Genomic DNA, 19,650 nt, shown 5'->3' on the forward strand with positions numbered 1-19,650 from the left:
AAATTTAAACAATGAGTACTGGTAAAGTTGTCCAAGTTATTGGACCAGTCATTGATGTTGAATTCCCGTTGAGCGAAAAATTACCCGATATTAATACCGCTCTTAACATCAAAAAAGATGATGGTAGTATTTTAGTTACAGAAGTTACCCTTGAACTGGGTGACGGTGTAATGAGAACTATTGCTATGGACGGTACCGATGGTTTACGTCGTGGAATGGAAGTTGAGAATACTCAAGCTTCTATTTCCGTACCAGTAGGTGACGAAACTTTGGGTCGTGTGTTTAACGTTCTCGGAGATCCAATCGATGGTGGAGCAGAATTTGGTGCCGATGCTGAGCGTCGACCAATTCACCGTGATGCACCTGCATACGACGAATTGAATCCTACTTCAGAAATTTTGGAAACAGGAATTAAAGTTATCGATCTTTTAGCTCCTTATGTTCGTGGAGGTAAAATTGGGTTGTTTGGTGGTGCCGGAGTTGGTAAAACCGTTTTGATTCAAGAGTTAATTCATAATATTGCTCAAGGTCATAATGGTATTTCCGTCTTTACCGGTGTTGGTGAACGTACCCGTGAAGGTAACGATATGTACTTTGAAATGAAGGGCTCAGGAGTTCTTGAAAAGACGGCCATGGTCTATGGTCAAATGAACGAGCCTCCTGGTGCGCGTATGCGTGTCGCCTTGACTGGGTTGACGTTGGCTGAATATTTCCGTGATGTTAAGGGACAAGACGTTCTTTTATTCATTGATAATATTTTCCGATTTACTCAAGCTGGTATGGAAGTTTCTGCCTTACTTGGCCGAATTCCTTCAGCCGTTGGTTATCAACCTACTTTGGCAACTGAAATGGGTCAGTTACAAGAACGAATTACGTCAACGAAGAAGGGTTCAATTACCTCAATTCAAGCCGTTTACGTTCCTGCTGATGATTATACCGATCCAGCTCCAGCAACCACTTTTGCCCATTTGGACGCAACCACTAACTTGGAACGTTCTTTGACGCAAATGGGGATTTATCCCGCTGTTGATCCATTGGCTTCTACTTCAACTGCCCTTGACCCACAGATTGTTGGTCAAGAACATTATGAAGTTGCAACTGAAGTTCAACATGTTTTACAACGCTATCGTGAACTACAAGATATCATTTCTATTTTAGGAATGGATGAATTGTCTGACGATGAAAAAACGGTTGTTAACCGTGCTCGTCGTATTCAATTCTTCTTGTCACAATCATTTAGTGTTGCCGAACAGTTTACTGGTTTACCTGGTAAATATGTGCCAGTTGCTGAAACAGTTAAGGGCTTTAAGGCTATTCTTGATGGTAAGTATGATGACCTTCCTGAAGATGCTTTCCGTAACTGTGGTCCAATTGAGGACGTTGTAGCCAATGCCAAAAAAATGACTGCTGACGCAACCAAATAGGAGGGGTCTAATTGGCTGATAATAAATCAGTATTAACCGTTAGTATTGTGACTCCTGATGGTAAGGTATATGATGACCAAGCAACCATGATCGTAGTGAAAACTAAGGCTGGTGAATTGGGAATTATGCCTAATCACGTCCCTCTAATTGCTTCTTTAGCAGTAGATGAGGCACGAGTTGATCGTGGCGATGGCAATAAAGATGAAATCGCTATTAATGGGGGATTCATTGAATTCTCTGAGAATGTTGCTACTATCGTTGCTGATAGTGCTGAAAAGCAAGGCGACATTGATGTTTCTCGTGCTGAAAGTGCTCGAAAGCGAGCTGAGGAAAGACTTCGTAAAGCAAAAGAAGCTCACGATACAGATACAATGAATCGTGCAGAAGTTGCTTTACGCCGGGCCATTAACCGAATTAACGTGGCTAATAAGTAACCAAAAAAAGAGATTGCCTTTAGAGGTAATCTCTTTTTTGTATCTAGCAAGTAAATTTGTAATATTACAAATGGCTTTATGGGTAGTGTTTGAAGCGACAAGTTTACATTAATATGTTATATTGAAAATTAGATGATGAAGGGAATTATACAAATGAAATCGATTGGCACACAATCTTTGATAAATTTGATTAGTCACTTGGCTTTTATATTGATTGCTTTTTGGTCAATACAAGGGTTACATATTGAGAGACGCATGCAATTGTATCCTAGTCAAGCTAAAGTTCTAATTGTGATGTTGTCAGTAACAATTGGATATACTTGCAGTAGTTTCTTTTTAAACTTTATCGACAACGTTCAGAATTTAACATTTTTACTAAAATAAGTAGTTTACGGAGGCAAACTCATGGAAAAGATTATCGTACACGGTGGGAATCAGTTAAAGGGCACCGTCCAGATTGAAGGCGCAAAAAATGCCGTTTTACCAATTCTAGCAGCTTCAATTTTAGCTAGTAAAGGTATTGTGGAACTTAGTAATGTTCCTGTTTTATCGGATGTATTCACAATGAATAATGTTTTGAGGTTTTTGAACATTGATGTTGATTTCAACGAGAATGAACGAAAAATTGATTTGGACGCAACTAAAGAGCTTTCAACTGAAGCACCCTTTGAGTATGTATCTAAAATGAGAGCTTCCATCGTGGTAATGGGACCACTACTTGCACGATTTGGTCATGCTAAAGTAGCTATGCCAGGTGGATGCGCTATTGGAACACGTCCCGTTGATTTACATCTAAAAGGATTTGAAGCTTTAGGCGCAACCATTGAACAACACGACGGATACATAGAAGCATTTGCTGATAAATTAGTTGGAAGTAATATTTATCTTGATTTTCCTAGTGTTGGTGCAACTCAAAACATTATTATGGCGGCAACTTTAGCTGAAGGCACGACTGTCATTGAAAACGTGGCGAGAGAACCTGAAATTGTTGATTTAGCTAACGCACTGAATAAGATGGGCGCCCGGGTTCGTGGAGCTGGTACCGAGACCATTCGTGTGGATGGTGTTAGTGAAATGCACGGAATGGAACACGGCATTGTGCAAGATCGAATTGAAGCTGGTACATTTATGACCGCTGCTGCTTTGACGGGTGGTAACGTCTTGATCCAGGATGGTATTATTGAACATAACAAGCCATTAATTTCTAAATTAGAAGAAATGGGTGCTACGGTTTCTGATGAAGAGGCTGGCATTCGGGTCGTTGGGCCAAAGGTATTAAAGCCTACTAACGTTAAGACTTTACCATATCCAGGATTTCCAACTGATATGCAGGCCCAAATGACGGTTCTACAACTAGCTGCTAGCGGAACAAGCACAATGACTGAGACTGTTTTTGAGAATCGATTCATGCATCTCGAAGAGCTTCGTCGGATGAATGCAAATTATAAAATTGAGGGTCGTTCGGTTATGATGTATGGCCCTACAACTTTCAACGGATCAGAGGTCGCTGCGACAGATTTAAGAGCTGCAGCTGCACTTGTGTTGGCCGGCTTAGTAGCAAATGGGTATACACAAGTCACTAATTTGAAGTATCTTGACCGTGGCTACTACGATTTCCACCTAAAGCTTCAAGCATTAGGCGCCGAAATTAAGCGAGTTGATGTCGAAGATCCACAAAAGGTGACAATTAAGCAAAAAGCAAACGAAATTAAGTAAATTTGTTAAATGGGTCGAGGCAAATTGCCTCGGCTTTTTTATGATTTGATAATAACAGGCGAAGAAACCGCACGGGTATGGTATAATTTAGCGGTTGGAATTTGATTTTTCAGGAGGAAATAACAGGATGGCAAAAGACATCGGTATTGATTTAGGGACAGCAAATGTATTACTTTATGTAGTTGGCAAGGGTATTGTATTAAACGAACCCTCAGTCGTAGCGATTGACACAAAGACGGATAAGGTATTGGCAGTTGGATCAGAGGCGTATCGAATGGTAGGCCGAACACCAAGTAATATCCGGGCCATTCGTCCTTTAAAAGATGGCGTTATCTCTGATTTTGATATTACAGAGAGTATGCTTTCATATTTTATTAGTAAGTTAAGTGTAAAGGGCTTCATGTCCAAACCTAATATTATGATTTGTGCGCCAACAAATATTACTGAAATTGAACGAAAAGCAATTGTTCAGGCTGCCGAAAAATCTGGTGGCGCAAAAGTTTATTTAGAAGCAGAGCCTAAGGTTGCCGCAGTTGGCGCGGGTATGGATATTTTTAAGCCACGCGGGAACATGGTCATTGATATGGGTGGTGGGACAAGTGATATTGCTGTCCTGTCATTGGGTGATATTGTTGCTAGCAATTCAGTAAGGGTTGCTGGAGACGAAATGAATACGGATATCATGGGCTATATCAAACGAAAATATAACCTGATTATTGGTGAAAGATCTGCTGAAAATATTAAAATTACGATTGGCTCTGCTTTCCCTGATGAAAATAATAATGAAACGATGGAAATTCGAGGTCGTGATGCTGTATCAGGTATGCCTAAATCACTAACTATTTCGGCTGCTGAGATTGAAGAAGCATTGCACGATACGATTATGCAAATTGTTGTGGCTGCTAAAGAAGTATTAGAAATCACACCTCCAGAACTTGCAGCGGATATTATTGATCGCGGTATTATGTTAACCGGTGGTGGCGCATTGCTAGATGGCATTGATAAACTTTTTGCGAAAGAATTAAAAGTACCCGTTATTATTTCAGAAAGCCCGCTTGATAATGTGGCAAAGGGAGCTGGAATTTTACTCGAACACATGGGAACCAGTAAAAAGTAGGGATAGGAAATTAGGAGGGATTATGCGAAGTTTATTTATCATTTTCGTGAGAGGCTACCAAAAGTTTATTTCACCTCTTTTTCCACCTAATTGTCGCTATTCGCCGACTTGTTCTGCCTATATGATTAGCGCTCTAAAAAAACATGGTGCCTTAAAGGGAACCTTGATGGGTGTTGCTCGAATTCTAAGGTGTCAGCCATTTGTCAAAGGTGGTTATGATCCCGTTCCTGATCATTTTAGTTTACGACGGAATGAGGAAGCAGCTGAAAAATATCGGAAGCAAATGCATTTAGACAAATAAAAAGGAGTAACACATGGCAAAAAAAAATCGACCAATTGAAGTTAACATAGAAGAAAGAGAAGATGGGGATATTACTGTTACTGACGTCCTAATCGGCGAAAGCAAAATTGGTGAAGTTCGACCAGCCGACGATCGATTTGACGCTAGTCTAGAAGGCGAAAGCCCCATGCGGTATAAAACGTTAGATGAAGCCGTTGAGTCTTTGCTGAAAGAATATCATCTTCATCATGGATAATTCGCTAATTTTTATTTAAAATCTCTTAAAATATCGGTTGTTTTCTAGTATATCGATATAATGGAAAGAGTTAATTAAAAGGAGGCGCTTTTGTGTCAGAAGAAGCTCGCAGAAATGAGACCAACACTGAGTCTCGAATTGATTATGGCATAATTTTTTGCGTTCTGATGCTTGCAATTATTGGGCTTGGTTCGATTTACGTTGCGGCCTCACACGATACAAGTGGTACGAGTGTGGTTAGCCAAATTGTTTCGCAATTAGTCTGGTATATAATTGGGACCATAGCAATCATTATTATTATGCAATTTGATTCAGAACAACTCTGGAAAATTGCACCAATTGCTTATTGGGGCGGATTATTGCTATTAGCATTAGTCTTAATATTTTATAGTAGAAGTTATTACGTCCAAACTGGTGCCAGATCTTGGTTCGCTATTGGACCTTTGACTTTCCAGCCATCAGAAGTTATGAAACCGGCTTTTATTTTGATGTTAGCTAGACAAGTAAGTGAGCATAATCGAGACTATCCGATTCACAATGCTCGTTCAGGATGGATTTTAATAGGGAAATTAATTCTCTGGACACTTCCAGTTGCTGTTTTATTAAGATTGCAAAATGACTTTGGTACAATGTTGGTTTTCTTTGCCATTACCGGAGGGGTTGCACTGGTTGCAGGAATTACCTGGAAAATTTTAGTACCGGCTTTTTCAGCGATTGCGGTCATAGGTGGAACTGCATTGACCTTAGTGATTAGTACTGGTGGCCGGAAGATATTGGAATCGCTTGGATTTCAATCGTATCAATTTTCTCGAGTTGATACTTGGTTACATCCTTCTTCAGAGGTCTCAAACGAAGGGTATCAGCTTTGGCAAAGTATGAAGGCCATTGGTTCGGGTGGTATTTTTGGGACTGGCTTTAACGTGTCACACGTTTATGTTCCGGTTCGTGAATCAGATATGGTATTTTCAGTTGTTGGTGAGAACTTTGGCTTTATTGGTGGTTGTATTCTGATACTGCTGTATTTTTTACTCATTTATCAAATGATCCGAGTGACGTTTGATACAAAAAACGTCTTCTATGCCTATATTTCAACTGGTGTCATTATGATGATTCTATTCCATGTTTTTGAAAATATTGGAATGAGTATTGGACTGCTTCCACTGACCGGTATTCCACTACCATTTGTCAGCCAGGGTGGTTCTGCACTAATTGGAAATCTAATTGGGATTGGATTAATAATGTCGATGCGGTATCATTATAGGAGTTACATGTTTAGCCGTAACGAAAATTTTAAATAATCAAGGAGCGTATATATTATGCAAGAACAAGCTAAGTATTTATGGACCAAAGATGCTTCTGGCGCCACTCGAGTAGGATTAACAAAAGCAGGCCAAGACGAGTTGGGCAATGTTACTTTTGCTAAGCTTCCCGAGGTTGGCGACAAGGTTGAAAAAGGTGCAACCCTCATTAGTCTTGAGGCCGAAAAAGCTGTCTCAGATATTGAGAGTCCAATTTCTGGTGAAGTATCAGCCGTTAACCCACAATTAAATGATGATGTTGATGCTTTAAATAGCAGCAACGAAGCTGATGCATGGCTAGTTGAAATTAAATAATTAAAACAAGAAAAATTCCCGAAGATTTATTTTGGGAATTTTTTTTATTTTCCAAATGTGAATTTATGGTTTTTGGATTGGCTGTGCTACACTTATGATGAATCAACTAAGTGGAGGAGTGGAATTTTATGGAGGAAAAATCAGTTTTTCATGTAAATGGTTTCTTAGGTTTGATAGTCGCTATTATCGCTTTTATTGGAGGCGCCTGGTTACTGTACTTGGGGAGCGCTGGCGCTAGTGCAGGATTTGGGCTTATCTTCTTGGGGACATTGTTAATTCTGGTTGCATTATTAGGTGCATCGTCGTTAACAATCGTGCAGCCAAATGAGGCAAGTGTACTGACGTTCTTTGGTCGTTATATCGGAACCATTGCGGATTCAGGAATTTTCTTAACGGTTCCGTTAACCCATAAGTCATCAATTTCCCTCAGAGTACGAAACTTTAATAGTCAAATTTTGAAGGTTAATGACTCAAAAGGAAATCCAGTCGAAATTGCAGCCGTTATTGTTTTCAAAGTAGTTGATACAGCAAATGCGTTATTTTCAGTTGATAATTACGAGGAGTTTGTTGAAATTCAAAGTGAATCTGCAATCCGGCACATTGCAACTGAATATCCATATGATACATTTGAAAGTGAAGATGAATTGACCTTACGTGGAAATTCCACGGAAGTGTCTAATAAACTGACAAAAGAGCTTCAAAACCGACTTGAGGTTGCGGGCGTCGAAATTATTGAAACGAGACTGACTCATTTGGCATATGCGACTGAGATTGCAAGTGCCATGCTACAGAGACAGCAATCAACAGCAATCTTGTCAGCACGAAAGATTATTGTTGACGGTGCGGTTTCAATTACGCGAGAAGCGGTTGAACGTTTAGCAGCAGAAGCAAAGGTTGAAATTACCGATGCGGAAAAGTTACGCTTAATTAATAATGTGATGGTATCAATAATCACAGAACGCGGCGTACAACCAGTGATTAATACAGATCGAATGAAATAGACTGATAAGGTACCGATTCTTAATTGAATGGCTCTCTGTCAAATCCTGTTGATAGATAGTTTTACAGAACTAGAAGCTAAGCGGCTTCTAGTTCTGTTTTTGTATTTGGTTTTGTTCTCATTTGTTGAAGTTTGATCCGCGAGATTAAATGATGGAAATTTCTAAATCCAAACGCAGTCCGCTGAATCTGCTTAATCATCCGATTAATACCTTCAATTGGGCCGTTAGAATACTTAGATTCACTGGCATTCAAGACAATTTTCAGATTACTTTTAAACGTTTTTAGTGTTTCCTTCATTTGAAAACTTAGGTTTTCATTTTTGTAGAGATAGTGGACAATGCCATCTTTGTCATGATTTTTAAGACAGGACATGATACCTTGCAGCGCATCGTATGTGCTCGAAATAGTGTCATCAGTGTCAAGCCCCATTTGTACTCGCCCTTGTTGAGTTAACTGCTGTCGTAAATGACGATCATAGAAAGTTTGGCTGACTTCTAGTTCATCAATGTGCTTCAAATATAGTTTCCATGAGAACTTAAGCAGTCGATATTCGATAGATTTCTTGTCATATTTTTTCATTGTCTGAACTCTAGTCTGGTTGAATGCCCGCGTCATCATGGCGATAATGTGGAATCGATCAACGACAATTTCTGCGTTTGGAAACATTTCCTTAACGATATCTTTATAGTAACTATTGAGATCCAGAGTTACGGTTTGAACCCGTTTTCGGGTATTGATATGGAATTTATTAAAGTACTCAATAATGCTTTTTTTATAGCGATCCGGCAAGATTTGTTGAATTTCATGGTTGCTGGCACCGTTAATACAGATAAAGTGTAATTGACCACCAACACCGCGAACTTCATCCATCGCTAAATGCTCTGGTAAGTAATCATAATTCCGGCGGAATAAATCATCGTAATTATCTAAATAGCGACAAATTGTACTTGGTGATACACAATTATCTAAGGCGATGCTGGCCTGAGTCCGGTCGTCCTGCAAATGCATGAATATTTTCTGTCGTGTGGCTTGCGAAATGTTGCAATATTTATCAACTAGACTAGTGGATGCCATTATTGAAGCACCACAGTCTTTACAAACTAATCGTTCCTTATGCAGCTCAAGGTACACTGGCTCACTGGCATTGGCTGACGGGTACGAAGTACGCGCAATGTAGTGACCATTATGGTTTAGATGATTGAAACCACATTGGGGACATCTCACACAGTTAACTTTAACGTTGGCGATGTAAATCTTAGATTGTTTGTTTTTAATAGATTGGCTTTTATAAGCAAAAAAGTTAACGTTCTCGTCAGTTATGCTTAGGACGAACTTTATGGTATTATCAATAGGGTTCATGGGTTCTTATCTCCTTTAATGATGCTGTAGTGGGTGGATTTTATTGGATGGGGACCTGTGGGCTTTTAATTTACAAAAAAATCCTGTTAATAGATTACCACTCTGGCAATCCATCAACAGGAAAAAGTATAGAACCAATTGAATCGGTATTTTTATTTAACAAGGACGTTGTCTAGTTATATGGTTAGTCACATAAGCAACTAACCGAAGAAGTGGGGTGATTTTATGCAGTTTGACTTTAATTTTAGCAGTAACGAACCTTTGTATCTTCAAGTTGCAAAGCAAATTGAAGAAGCGATATTTATGAACGGTTTCAGCGAAGGCGATCAAGTCCCTTCGACGACAGAAATTTCGCGTCAATTTCATATCAACCCAGCAACGGTTTTAAAAGGGATGAATATTCTGGTGAGCGAAGAGATTATTGAGAAGCATCGTGGATTAGGCATGTTTGTCAAAAAGAATGCACAGGAGCGGATTAGAATGAAACGGCAGAATGAATTTTTCGATGATTATGTTAGTGGAATGGTTGTTGAAGCTCAAAAGTTAAAACTAACGGAAAAGCAATTAATCGAAATGATTGAGCGGGGGTATGAGAAAAATGAGTAGTATTGAAATTAAAAATGTGACAAAACAATTTGGGAAAAAGGAAGTCCTGGCGGGATTAAATTTTAAACTTGAGCCAAATAAGATATATGGATTACTTGGCCGAAATGGCGCCGGAAAAAGTACATTGTTAAGTATTATGACTAATCGAATTCCGTTAACTAGTGGTACCGTCACGGTTGATGGGGAATCAATCCAAAACAATGATAAAATCCTTCAAAAAATGTACTTAATGAGTGAGGTCAGTCTGTATAATTCACGGTTACGGGTTTTTCAGGTTTTTAATGAAACAGACAAGATGTATGGAAAGTTTGATTTTGACTTGGCTAATCGGTTGGCAGGTGAATTCGGACTTGATTTGAACGCTAGAATTGGAAAACTTTCTACTGGTTATCGAACGATTTTTAAAGTGCTGGTTGCTATGGGAGTTTCAGCAGAATACATTTTTCTTGATGAACCGACATTGGGATTGGATGCAAACCATCGAGATCTTTTCTATAAAGAATTAATGGAAAGCTATGCTAATCGGCCAAGGACTTTTGTCATATCGACTCATTTGATTGAAGAAGTAGCCAATTTGGTAGAACACGTTCTTATTATAAAAAATGGCAAGATCTTGATTGATAGTGGGGTGGATGAAACATTAGCAAAAGCCCATACCGTTACCGGACCAGAGGCAGATGTTGATTCCTATACTGCCGGACTCAATGTGATAGGTCACGATTCACTTGGTAAAATTAAGGCAAATTATGTATTCGGTGATATGGATGACAAAATATTGCCGGATACCGTATCGATTGAGTCGATGGACTTGCAAAAATTATTTATTAATTTAACAAATGAGGGGGAGAATTAAGATGAATCTAGCGCCGACTTATAAGTATTTATTCAGGATTAGCATAAGAAGTTTGATGTTAGTTTACCTTTGGCTTATCGGAATAACCCTGATACTACCTGCATTATTCTCGCTAATCTCAGGAACTATTGGTGATTTTTCATTGGCGAATCAGCTATCTTCCCAACAATTTTCAATAGTTGCTGGTTTCTTCCTATTTTTCTATTTTTCTCTTAACGACAATCACTTTAATTTTTTGATTCAAAACGGCATTGGTCGTAAGACATATTGGCTTGGGAAGTTGCTAGTTGCCGGAGTTAACTATTTTAATCATTGAAGCGATTAATTTGGTATATTTGTACGCCATTTATTTGCCAATAGCTGGAACAGGCAACAGTTCGGATACATTACAGATTTCGTATGAGGGAAACCCGGTTGCCAGTTCAATGCTTTCGTTGCTATACGGGCATTATACGGGAAATGAACTATTGGATTATGTTTTAACAACAATTGTGGTCCTTTTCGGATTAGCAAGCATCACGGCGCTGGGAATGGCAGTAGGATCAATCATGTCGTTATTTTCAAGAAGAATGAAGTTGATTATTATTATCGGAACACCTATTTTCTTAATTGTGTTAGCAATTTATATTAGTAATCTGAACATTCATTTATTCAGCACCACTTGGATTTATGACTTTGCTAAGGTCATCGTTGGCGCAGGCGCTCATCCAGTGGAAGAGCATTTTAATCCGTTTGCCCCAATGGTTTCTGGTACTATTTTCATCGCCATTATGCTGTTTGTGTCTAGGTACTTTAATTTAAAATTAAAAGTTAGAACTGATTAATGAACGTATATTATTGTGCAAAGTGGGTCCTTCTGGTACGCTTAAATAAAGCATAAGAATGGGGAGTATATGATGGATGCACAAATTTCAAGAAAACAACTAAAAACAGAAGTGAAAGAAACGCTTCGAGGTCATTGGGGTAAAGCAATTTTACTGAACCTAATACCAATTATTATTTCAATTTTTATGACAGTTGCTGCCGGAATTGTTAGTTTTGCAATTCAAATGGCTGTGAAATCAACAAGCTTCGAATCTGCCTTTGATGCTTCGAGTCGGTACAGCGGTGGCGGTCACTCTGCTGGATCTTTTGCATTCAATATTGTTGCCAGTTTTATTTACGTGGCCATCAGTTATACATTTGTTGATTGGTTACGCAGCAATGATGCACCAGAGAGCGCATTTAAAAAGGCATTTCAGACGTTCAGCAGAAAATACTTCACCTCTACTTTAGCAATATCTTTGTTAACCTACATTTTTACGTTTTTATGGACGCTTCTTTTGATTATTCCAGGAATTATTAAGTCCATCGCATACTCACAGGCTTACTTAATCTATAAGGATTCTGTCGATAGCGGAAATCCTGATGTTCGCTACCTCGAATGCATTACCAAGAGTCGGGCGCTGATGAACGGCCATAAAGGCGAGTATTTTGTGTTACAACTTAGTTATCTAGGATGGGCCATTTTAAGCGGGATAACATTGGGTATCGGCTTCATTTGGCTTGTGCCATACATGCGCGCAACGAATACGAATTTCTATCGCCATTTAGTTAAATAGATTAGTGAAAATGTGGCTCTCTGTCAAATCCTGTTGATAGATAGTTTTACAGAACTAGAAGCTAAGCGGCTTCTAGTTCTGTTTTTGTATTTGGTTTTGTTCTCATTTGTTGAAGTTTGATCCGCGAGATTAAATGATGGAAATTTCTAAATCCAAACGCAGTCCGCTGAATCTGCTTAATCATCCGATTAATACCTTCAATTGGGCCGTTAGAATACTTAGATTCACTGGCATTCAAGACAATTTCCAGATTACTTTTAAACGTTTTTAGTGTTTCCTTCATTTGAAAACTTAGGTTTTCATTTTTGTAGAGATAGTGGACAATGCCATCTTTGTCATGATTTTTAAGACAGGACATGATACCTTGCAGCGCATCGTATGTGCTCGAAATAGTGTCATCAGTGTCAAGCCCCATTTGTACTCGCCCTTGTTGAGTTAACTGCTGTCGTAAATGACGATCATAGAAAGTTTGGCTGACTTCTAGTTCATCAATGTGCTTCAAATATAGTTTCCATGAGAACTTAAGCAGTCGATATTCGATAGATTTCTTGTCATATTTTTTCATTGTCTGAACTCTAGTCTGGTTGAATGCCCGCGTCATCATGGCGATAATGTGGAATCGATCAACGACAATTTCTGCGTTTGGAAACATTTCCTTAACGATATCTTTATAGTAACTATTGAGATCCAGAGTTACGGTTTGAACCCGTTTTCGGGTATTGATATGGAATTTATTAAAGTACTCAATAATGCTTTTTTTATAGCGATCCGGCAAGATTTGTTGAATTTCATGGTTGCTGGCACCGTTAATACAGATAAAGTGTAATTGACCACCAACACCGCGAACTTCATCCATCGCTAAATGCTCTGGTAAGTAATCATAATTCCGGCGGAATAAATCATCGTAATTATCTAAATAGCGACAAATTGTACTTGGTGATACACAATTATCTAAGGCGATGCTGGCCTGAGTCCGGTCGTCCTGCAAATGCATGAATATTTTCTGTCGTGTGGCTTGCGAAATGTTGCAATATTTATCAACTAGACTAGTGGATGCCATTATTGAAGCACCACAGTCTTTACAAACTAATCGTTCCTTATGCAGCTCAAGGTACACTGGCTCACTGGCATTGGCTGACGGGTACGAAGTACGCGCAATGTAGTGACCATTATGGTTTAGATGATTGAAACCACATTGGGGACATCTCACACAGTTAACTTTAACGTTGGCGATGTAAATCTTAGATTGTTTGTTTTTAATAGATTGGCTTTTATAAGCAAAAAAGTTAACGTTCTCGTCAGTTATGCTTAGGACGAACTTTATGGTATTATCAATAGGGTTCATGGGTTCTTATCTCCTTTAATGATGCTGTAGTGGGTGGATTTTATTGGATGGGGACCTGTGGGCTTTTAATTTACAAAAAAATCCTGTTAATAGATTACCACTCTGGCAATCCATCAACAGGAAAAAGTATAGAACCGAAAATGTTTGGCAATTTGCCAAACATTTTTTTGTAACCAGAAAGAATGATAGAATGTAGAAAAGACTAGTAGGTGAGTAATTTGGAAAATCAAACAATTGAGCTAACTCGAAGAAGATTAGCAGAAATAAAAGATCAACTTTATCATGGAGAAATTTACCGGAATTTGGGGACAGAACTTGATGGGGTTATAAAGAGAATCAAAAAACAGCCTAAGACTGCCGTTGAGCTACCAAATGATGACGGTGTAAAAGAGTTGCTGGTAACGTTAAATACGGCAATTCAAGAGGATAATTTAGAGGGCATAGATGATGATCAACTAATGCTACTCGTTTCTCATTTGGGATCAAAAAATCCCCAAATCAGAGATAAAGGGATTTACTACTTTTTAAATGATGCTATCCAACTGCACGTCATTACAAAAGAACAATTACTCATGATTACGAATTATTTATTGCAGGATGAAATTTTATTCAGCCATATTTTAGAACGTCAAAATGCTGCGGTTTTTCAGCGATCATTTGCTATTTTATTCTTGTCAGTTATTGCATTCATTGACCGAAATGGCGATTCATTTTTAAGTACGGATATTATCCAGAAGATGACGAATCAGTTTGAACTCTACATGGTTTTGGAAACAGATACGAGAGGGTACATTGGCATGCAGGGTTGGGCTCACGCTTTTACTCATGTTGGAAATTTAATTGAAGAGCTTGCTAGTCGAGACGAATTGCGCCGGGCAGATAAATTGTTTGAGTTGGGCATTCTACTTTCAAGATTTAAGTCATTGGAAACGCCCCTTATTTTTGGCGAAACCAATCGAATTTCAGCATACCTTGCGAACATTACGAATAAAAATAAATTGTATGAAGATTATGTCGTCACAGAGTTAAAAAAATGGAGTCGACATTTCATGTTAATTAGAGAAAAAGAATCCGAGGGTATGTGGAATCAGATTTACAATCAAGCCCGATTATTTGGAAATATGCGAATGAGAAATGATTTTAGTACTCAAATTACGAATTTAATAAATAACGCGCCTGAAGAGTAAACTAAACCTTGGAGTGATTATTTATGGAAAAGCATCGTTGTGACTGGGCAGAGGGTTCTGATAGATTATTGAAGTATCATGATGAGCGGTGGGGAAACCCTTGCCACGACAATAAAGAATTATTTAAAATGTTAACGTTAGAGATTTTTCAAGCTGGTTTAGCTTGGGATACCGTTTTGAAGTTTGAATCAGGTTTAACTGAAGTGTTTAAGCAATTTGATGTTCAAAAGGTAAGTCAAACGTCCTTAAATGATCAGCAGAAAATGTATGAAGATAAGCGAATTATTCGAAACCATGCAAAGATTGATGCGACGATTGCAAATGCGCAGGCAATCGAAAGCTTGGAAGAGGATGGGAGCGACTTAAATGAACTTGTGTGGGGAGCTTTTAGGGAAGCGCCGTTAGATTTGCACGGAACTTTGACGGAATTAACGGCAATCAGAGAGTTTACAAAGCCATTATGCAAAACGTTTAAGCAACTTGGGTTTCTAAGAGTTGGACCAACGACTTGTTTTTCATTCTTGCAAGCGGTTGGGGTTGTCAATGATCATCGGTTAGATTGTTATCGTCATCAAGAACTACTTCAATAAAGTTGAATCTAAAAAGGTCTCGGAAATTTTTCCGAGGCCGTTTTAAATTAACCCGCAACTTCGCGGATTTTTTGATGCAATTTAGAAATTACTGAGACAGTATCGTTTGCAGTGAATAGGGGAATTTGATGACTTAGGGCAAACCTAGTTAATTCTTCACCTAATTCAGAATCATCTTTTGAACTGATTGCAAATGCAACTTGATCAACACTAATTTTATTTTTAAAATCAAATTCAGAAACTTAAAAACCTGAGCTAAGAATTTCTTTTTTTAACGTACTAGGGATTCCTACTGCTAGAACCTTATTTGCAGATTTACTAGGATTAAAGCCGTAACTATCAATTAAGGCCTTGCTTAAAGCAGAGGCAAACGTATTACCAGATCCCAAGACCTCTCCCGTGGACTTCATTTCTGGACTGAGGACTGTTGGGGCACCAGGTAATTTCGAAAACGAGAAAACAGGAGCTTTAACATAAGTTTTCTCAGGTTCCGTGTCTAAGCCACTTGGTAAAGCTAAATCTTCCAAACTAGCTCCTAAGATGAGTTGAGTGGCAAGTTGAGCTAAATGACGATGCGTCGTTTTACTCATAAACGGAACGGTCCGAGACGCCCGAGGATTCACCTCGATAACGTAAACATCATCCGCTACGATGAACTGAATATTCATCATTCCGACACAATGGACCTGTTGACCAATCTTAATGGCAGTATCACAGATTTGTTGCTTTTGGTTTATTGATAAATGCTGTGGTGGATACACGGCAATTGAGTCGCCGGAGTGAACGCCAGAAGCTTCTATTTGTTCCATAATACCTGGAATGAAGACGTTTGCGCCATCGCTTAGGATATCAACCTCACACTCAATACCACTAATGTATTGATCAATCAAGATAGGTTGTCCGGCACTAGCAGCAAAAGCTGGTTTTAGAAACTTTTGTAACTCAAAATCGTTGTGAACGACTGCCATTCCGCGGCCACCAAGAACAAAACTAGGACGAACAAGCAGAGGGTAGCCAAGTTTAGAAACAATTTGGTGTGCTTCAAAAATAGTTGTCGCCGTGGCACCTTTAGGATGTTTAATTGATTCTTTTTGCAAAAGGTCCTCAAAGTCATGGCGGTTTTCTGTTTCTTCAATCCCCTTAAGTGACGTCCCAAGGATTTTAACGCCTTGATTGACAAGCCCTTGGGTCAGATTAATCGCAGTTTGGCCACCAAATTGAACGATAACGCCAAGGGGCTTTTCTAATTTGACGATATTCATAATACTATCTAAAGTCAGTGGTTCGAAATATAATTTGTCAGAAATTGAAAAGTCAGTTGAAACGGTTTCGGGATTGTTGTTGACAATGATGGCTTTGTAACCGGCTTTTTGAATCGCTTTTACAGAATGAACAGTCGTGTAATCAAATTCGACTCCCTGACCAATTCTGATGGGACCAGCTCCGATAACAAGAATGCTATTGCCAACGGGAATGCTCTCGTTTTCTGTTCCAACTGTTTGGTAATAGTAGGGGGTTTGGCCCTCAAATTCTGCGGCACAGCTATCAACCATTTTATAAACCAACTGTTGATCACCCATTTCGTGAAGTTTCAACAGATTATATTCTGTCAATCCAGTTAGCGTTCGAATCATGGTGTCATTAAAACCAAGCTTTGTGGCATCAAGAATCAATTGTGCAGTGACCATACCTGTTAACAGTTTCTTCTGAATGTTCACAATATGGACGAGTTTACTGATGAAGAATGGATCGATTGCGGTTGCTTGATGAATTTGCTCAATACTAGCTCCCTTACTAATGGCAGTGAATAAGTCGAATAATCGATTTGATGTTGGCGTTTCGACGTCATGGAGAATCTCAGCAATCGATTTTTTAACGCTTGAGGCTGAAAGCAAGTCGACTTGTTCAGACTGACTTACTTCTAGTGATTGGACAGCCTTTAATAGGGCTTCTTCAAGTCGGGTACCAATCGCCATAACTTCACCAGTTGCCTTCATTTGAGTTCCCAAGGTATTATCCGCCTCAGGAAACTTATCAAACGCAAACCGTGGAATTTTTGCAACAATATAATCGAGAGCTGGTTCAAAAAGGGCGTAAGTTGTTTTTGTAATGGGGTTAATTATTTCATCCAAATTTAAACCAACAGCAATTTTTGCGGCTATTTTTGCAATTGGATAACCGGTTGCTTTAGAGGCTAATGCGGAGGAACGGCTCACTCTAGGGTTAACTTCAATAATATAGTATTGATTACTGTTGGGATCTTGGGCTAGCTGTACGTTACAGCCGCCCTCAATCTTTAGTGCGTTGACAATTTTCAAGGCGGCATCTCTGAGATTCTGATAGATTTTATCCGTTAGTGTTTGAGTTGGCGTGAAAACAATTGAATCTCCGGTATGTACACCAACTGGATCAAAGTTTTCCATTCCCGCGACAATGATTGCGGAGCCGTTTGAATCACGCATGACTTCAAACTCAATTTCTTTGTAGCCGGCAATGCTCTGCTCAACTAAACATTCCGTTGAAGGCGATAATGATAAGCCTTCTTTTAAAATTGTGGTTAGTTCAGCTTCATCGCTGGCAATTCCACCACCTGAACCGCCAAGGGTAAAGGCGGGACGAATGATGACAGGAAACCCAATTTTGTTTGCAAAGGCTAGGCCTGACTGAACATCATACACCGTTTTAGATTCTGGAATAGGTTCATTTAACTCAACCATTAAATCTTTAAAAGCTTCACGATCTTCAGCCTGGTTGATGGTCTTTAAACTGGTCCCCAAAAGCGCAATATTAAGTTCTTCAAGAATCCCAGAATTACTCAATTCAACGGCAAGGTTGAGTCCAGTTTGTCCGCCCATAGTTGGGACAATCGCATCGGGAAGCTCAGATCGAAGGATTTTGCTCACGGAGTCAAGGGTGAGGGGTTCCAAGTAGACTTTATCAGCAATATCTGTGTCGGTCCTGATTGTTGCGGGGTTAGAGTTGATTAATATTACTTCGTAGCCTTCTTCTTGCAAGCTGATACAAGCTTGACTGCCGGCGTAATCAAACTCCGCTGCTTGACCAATAACGATTGGACCAGAACCGATAATGACGATTTTATGAATTGTCGTATTTTTAGGCATATTAATGTCCTCCGTTCATGAGTGAGGTGAATTTGGTAAAAACATTTTTAGCATCATGGGGGCCAGGAGCAGCTTCAGGATGATATTGGACAGAGAATACTGGCTTACCTGGCAAACGGAGTGCTTCGCAACTTTGATCGTTGAGCTCGCTTGCAGTGACCTCCAGTGGCGTGTCTGCAATTGAGGCCGCAGACACAGCGAAGCCATGATTTTGAGTTGTCATTTGAAAGGATCCATCAATGAGGTTCTTAACTGGATGGTTGCTGCCTCGGTGACCAAATGGAAGCTTGTAGGTAGTGGCGCCTTCTGCTAGTGCAAGTAATTGATGTCCGAGACAGATTCCTAATAAAGGATATTTATCGGCCAATTGTTTGATGAGCGGTAACGAATTAGCGTACTCAGTTGGGTTTCCAGGGCCATTAGAAAGTAAAACCCCGTCTGGGTGGAGAGCTTCAATCGCCGTGAGTGTTGTTGATGGTGAGACAACGGAGACGGTAACCCCTAAGGTTTCCAAAGATTCGATAATTCCGTGTTTAACACCAAAGTCGAGGAGAACGACATGTAAATTTTTATTAGGATGACTCTCTAAAGGCTTAATTTCCAAATCATGTAGAATGGTTTGGTTTTGAAAACTGGTGTTAAAGTCCTTTACCGGTTGATTTGTTAAACTAGCGTGAATGGTTCCCTCTTGACGGATTATTTTTGTGAGTTGGCGAGTATCAATTTCGCTTATTGCAGGAGTGTGATTCATTTTTAACAGATGATCAAGACTCGGTTCATCGGAAATTGAAGGGGCTAACTCCTGGACAATCATTGCAGAGGCCTTAACCGATTCAGATTGGCTAGTATTAGATTGGACACCATAGTTACCAATAAGTGGGTAAGTGAACATGACTAATTGATTTGTGTATGATGGATCAGTCAATGTTTCTTGATAGCCGGTCATGTTGGTTGTGAAAACAAGTTCGCCCCAGCGCTCTGCTATAGTATCTCCACAAGCAGTTCCGACAAAGACTTGTCCCGTTTCTAATGTTAAATATTTTTTCATATAGCCAACCCTTTCTTTAATGTATTTCTAATAAACTTAGTCTTTCAAATTGGAGTTGTCAAGACAAATATACATAAAAACAGGATAGAACGGGTTT

20 protein-coding genes are annotated in these 19,650 nt (G+C 39.3%); 16 read left to right on the forward strand and 4 right to left on the reverse strand.

What is annotated here, in order from left to right; all coding sequences use genetic code 11:
• Window positions 1-11: 11 nt before the first annotated feature.
• The 10 genes from atpD (at window position 12) to FGL90_RS08200 (ending at window position 7,841) form a co-directional block, all read left to right on the forward strand.
• Window positions 12-1,424 carry a F0F1 ATP synthase subunit beta gene (gene atpD / locus FGL90_RS08155; RefSeq protein WP_010620649.1) on the forward strand — a complete coding sequence of 471 codons (1,413 nt, stop codon included), beginning with the start codon at window positions 12-14 and terminating at the stop codon, window positions 1,422-1,424.
• An 11-nt stretch (window positions 1,425-1,435) separates the two neighbouring features.
• Window positions 1,436-1,858: a F0F1 ATP synthase subunit epsilon gene (locus tag FGL90_RS08160; RefSeq protein ID WP_010620650.1), complete on the forward strand. Its 423-nt coding sequence runs from the start codon at window positions 1,436-1,438 to the stop codon at window positions 1,856-1,858.
• A 153-nt stretch (window positions 1,859-2,011) separates the two neighbouring features.
• The gene (locus tag FGL90_RS08165; protein WP_076621483.1) at window positions 2,012-2,242 is read left to right on the forward strand and encodes a DUF1146 family protein; all 231 of its coding nucleotides are present in this window, start codon (window positions 2,012-2,014) and stop codon (window positions 2,240-2,242) included.
• Window positions 2,243-2,263: 21 nt separating this feature from the next.
• Complete coding sequence (gene murA / locus FGL90_RS08170) at window positions 2,264-3,574, forward strand: UDP-N-acetylglucosamine 1-carboxyvinyltransferase (protein WP_147657654.1); 1,311 nt, start codon at window positions 2,264-2,266, stop codon at window positions 3,572-3,574.
• Between the two features lie 127 nt (window positions 3,575-3,701).
• Window positions 3,702-4,691, forward strand: a complete 990-nt coding sequence (gene mreB / locus FGL90_RS08175) for a rod shape-determining protein (protein WP_010620653.1) — start codon at window positions 3,702-3,704, stop codon at window positions 4,689-4,691.
• A gap of 22 nt (window positions 4,692-4,713) precedes the next feature.
• A complete protein-coding gene (yidD, locus tag FGL90_RS08180) occupies window positions 4,714-4,992 on the forward strand; it encodes a membrane protein insertion efficiency factor YidD (RefSeq protein WP_010620654.1) in 279 nt (92 codons plus the stop codon).
• A 13-nt stretch (window positions 4,993-5,005) separates the two neighbouring features.
• A complete protein-coding gene (locus FGL90_RS08185; protein WP_010620655.1) occupies window positions 5,006-5,227 on the forward strand; it encodes a DUF2969 domain-containing protein in 222 nt (73 codons plus the stop codon).
• Between the two features lie 92 nt (window positions 5,228-5,319).
• Window positions 5,320-6,525: an FtsW/RodA/SpoVE family cell cycle protein gene (locus tag FGL90_RS08190; protein WP_010620656.1), complete on the forward strand. Its 1,206-nt coding sequence runs from the start codon at window positions 5,320-5,322 to the stop codon at window positions 6,523-6,525.
• An 18-nt stretch (window positions 6,526-6,543) separates the two neighbouring features.
• Window positions 6,544-6,840 (forward strand): glycine cleavage system protein H, encoded by a 297-nt coding sequence (locus FGL90_RS08195; protein ID WP_010620657.1) that lies wholly within the window; start codon window positions 6,544-6,546, stop codon window positions 6,838-6,840.
• A 128-nt stretch (window positions 6,841-6,968) separates the two neighbouring features.
• Window positions 6,969-7,841, forward strand: a complete 873-nt coding sequence (locus tag FGL90_RS08200) for an SPFH domain-containing protein (protein ID WP_010620658.1) — start codon at window positions 6,969-6,971, stop codon at window positions 7,839-7,841.
• 76 nt (window positions 7,842-7,917) lie between these two features.
• Here FGL90_RS08200 and FGL90_RS08205 read toward each other — a convergent pair whose 3' ends face one another.
• Window positions 7,918-9,201 (reverse strand): ISL3 family transposase, encoded by a 1,284-nt coding sequence (locus FGL90_RS08205; RefSeq protein ID WP_147656504.1) that lies wholly within the window; start codon window positions 9,199-9,201, stop codon window positions 7,918-7,920.
• Between the two features lie 225 nt (window positions 9,202-9,426).
• Between FGL90_RS08205 and FGL90_RS08210 the strand changes: the two genes are divergently transcribed.
• From FGL90_RS08210 to FGL90_RS08225, 4 genes are all read left to right on the forward strand, one after another.
• Window positions 9,427-9,807: a GntR family transcriptional regulator gene (locus FGL90_RS08210; protein WP_010620659.1), complete on the forward strand. Its 381-nt coding sequence runs from the start codon at window positions 9,427-9,429 to the stop codon at window positions 9,805-9,807.
• The gene (locus FGL90_RS08215; RefSeq protein WP_010620660.1) at window positions 9,800-10,660 is read left to right on the forward strand and encodes an ABC transporter ATP-binding protein; all 861 of its coding nucleotides are present in this window, start codon (window positions 9,800-9,802) and stop codon (window positions 10,658-10,660) included. Before FGL90_RS08210 ends, FGL90_RS08215 begins: the two co-directional genes overlap by 8 nt.
• A 287-nt stretch (window positions 10,661-10,947) precedes the next feature.
• Window positions 10,948-11,484: a hypothetical protein gene (locus tag FGL90_RS08220; RefSeq protein WP_147657657.1), complete on the forward strand. Its 537-nt coding sequence runs from the start codon at window positions 10,948-10,950 to the stop codon at window positions 11,482-11,484.
• Window positions 11,485-11,553: 69 nt separating this feature from the next.
• Window positions 11,554-12,261 carry a DUF975 family protein gene (locus tag FGL90_RS08225; protein WP_225423036.1) on the forward strand — a complete coding sequence of 236 codons (708 nt, stop codon included), beginning with the start codon at window positions 11,554-11,556 and terminating at the stop codon, window positions 12,259-12,261.
• 61 nt (window positions 12,262-12,322) lie between these two features.
• Here FGL90_RS08225 and FGL90_RS08230 read toward each other — a convergent pair whose 3' ends face one another.
• Complete coding sequence (locus FGL90_RS08230; protein ID WP_125547835.1) at window positions 12,323-13,606, reverse strand: ISL3 family transposase; 1,284 nt, start codon at window positions 13,604-13,606, stop codon at window positions 12,323-12,325.
• A gap of 218 nt (window positions 13,607-13,824) precedes the next feature.
• Here FGL90_RS08230 and FGL90_RS08235 point away from each other — a divergent pair, with 218 nt between their 5' ends.
• Complete coding sequence (locus FGL90_RS08235; RefSeq protein WP_010620663.1) at window positions 13,825-14,793, forward strand: DUF2785 domain-containing protein; 969 nt, start codon at window positions 13,825-13,827, stop codon at window positions 14,791-14,793.
• A gap of 23 nt (window positions 14,794-14,816) precedes the next feature.
• On the forward strand, window positions 14,817-15,383 hold the full coding sequence (locus FGL90_RS08240; RefSeq protein WP_010620664.1) for a DNA-3-methyladenine glycosylase I: 567 nt from the start codon (window positions 14,817-14,819) through the stop codon (window positions 15,381-15,383).
• A gap of 242 nt (window positions 15,384-15,625) precedes the next feature.
• Here FGL90_RS08240 and carB read toward each other — a convergent pair whose 3' ends face one another.
• Both carB and FGL90_RS08250 read right to left on the reverse strand, forming a co-directional pair.
• The gene (gene carB / locus FGL90_RS08245) at window positions 15,626-18,505 is read right to left on the reverse strand and encodes a carbamoyl-phosphate synthase large subunit (RefSeq protein WP_225423037.1); all 2,880 of its coding nucleotides are present in this window, start codon (window positions 18,503-18,505) and stop codon (window positions 15,626-15,628) included.
• A gap of 1 nt (window position 18,506) precedes the next feature.
• Complete coding sequence (locus tag FGL90_RS08250; RefSeq protein WP_010620666.1) at window positions 18,507-19,553, reverse strand: carbamoyl phosphate synthase small subunit; 1,047 nt, start codon at window positions 19,551-19,553, stop codon at window positions 18,507-18,509.
• Window positions 19,554-19,650 lie beyond the last annotated feature (97 nt).

Origin of the sequence: Secundilactobacillus malefermentans (genome assembly GCF_008033155.1) — a bacterium.
GTDB classification, from domain to species: domain Bacteria; phylum Bacillota; class Bacilli; order Lactobacillales; family Lactobacillaceae; genus Secundilactobacillus; species Secundilactobacillus malefermentans.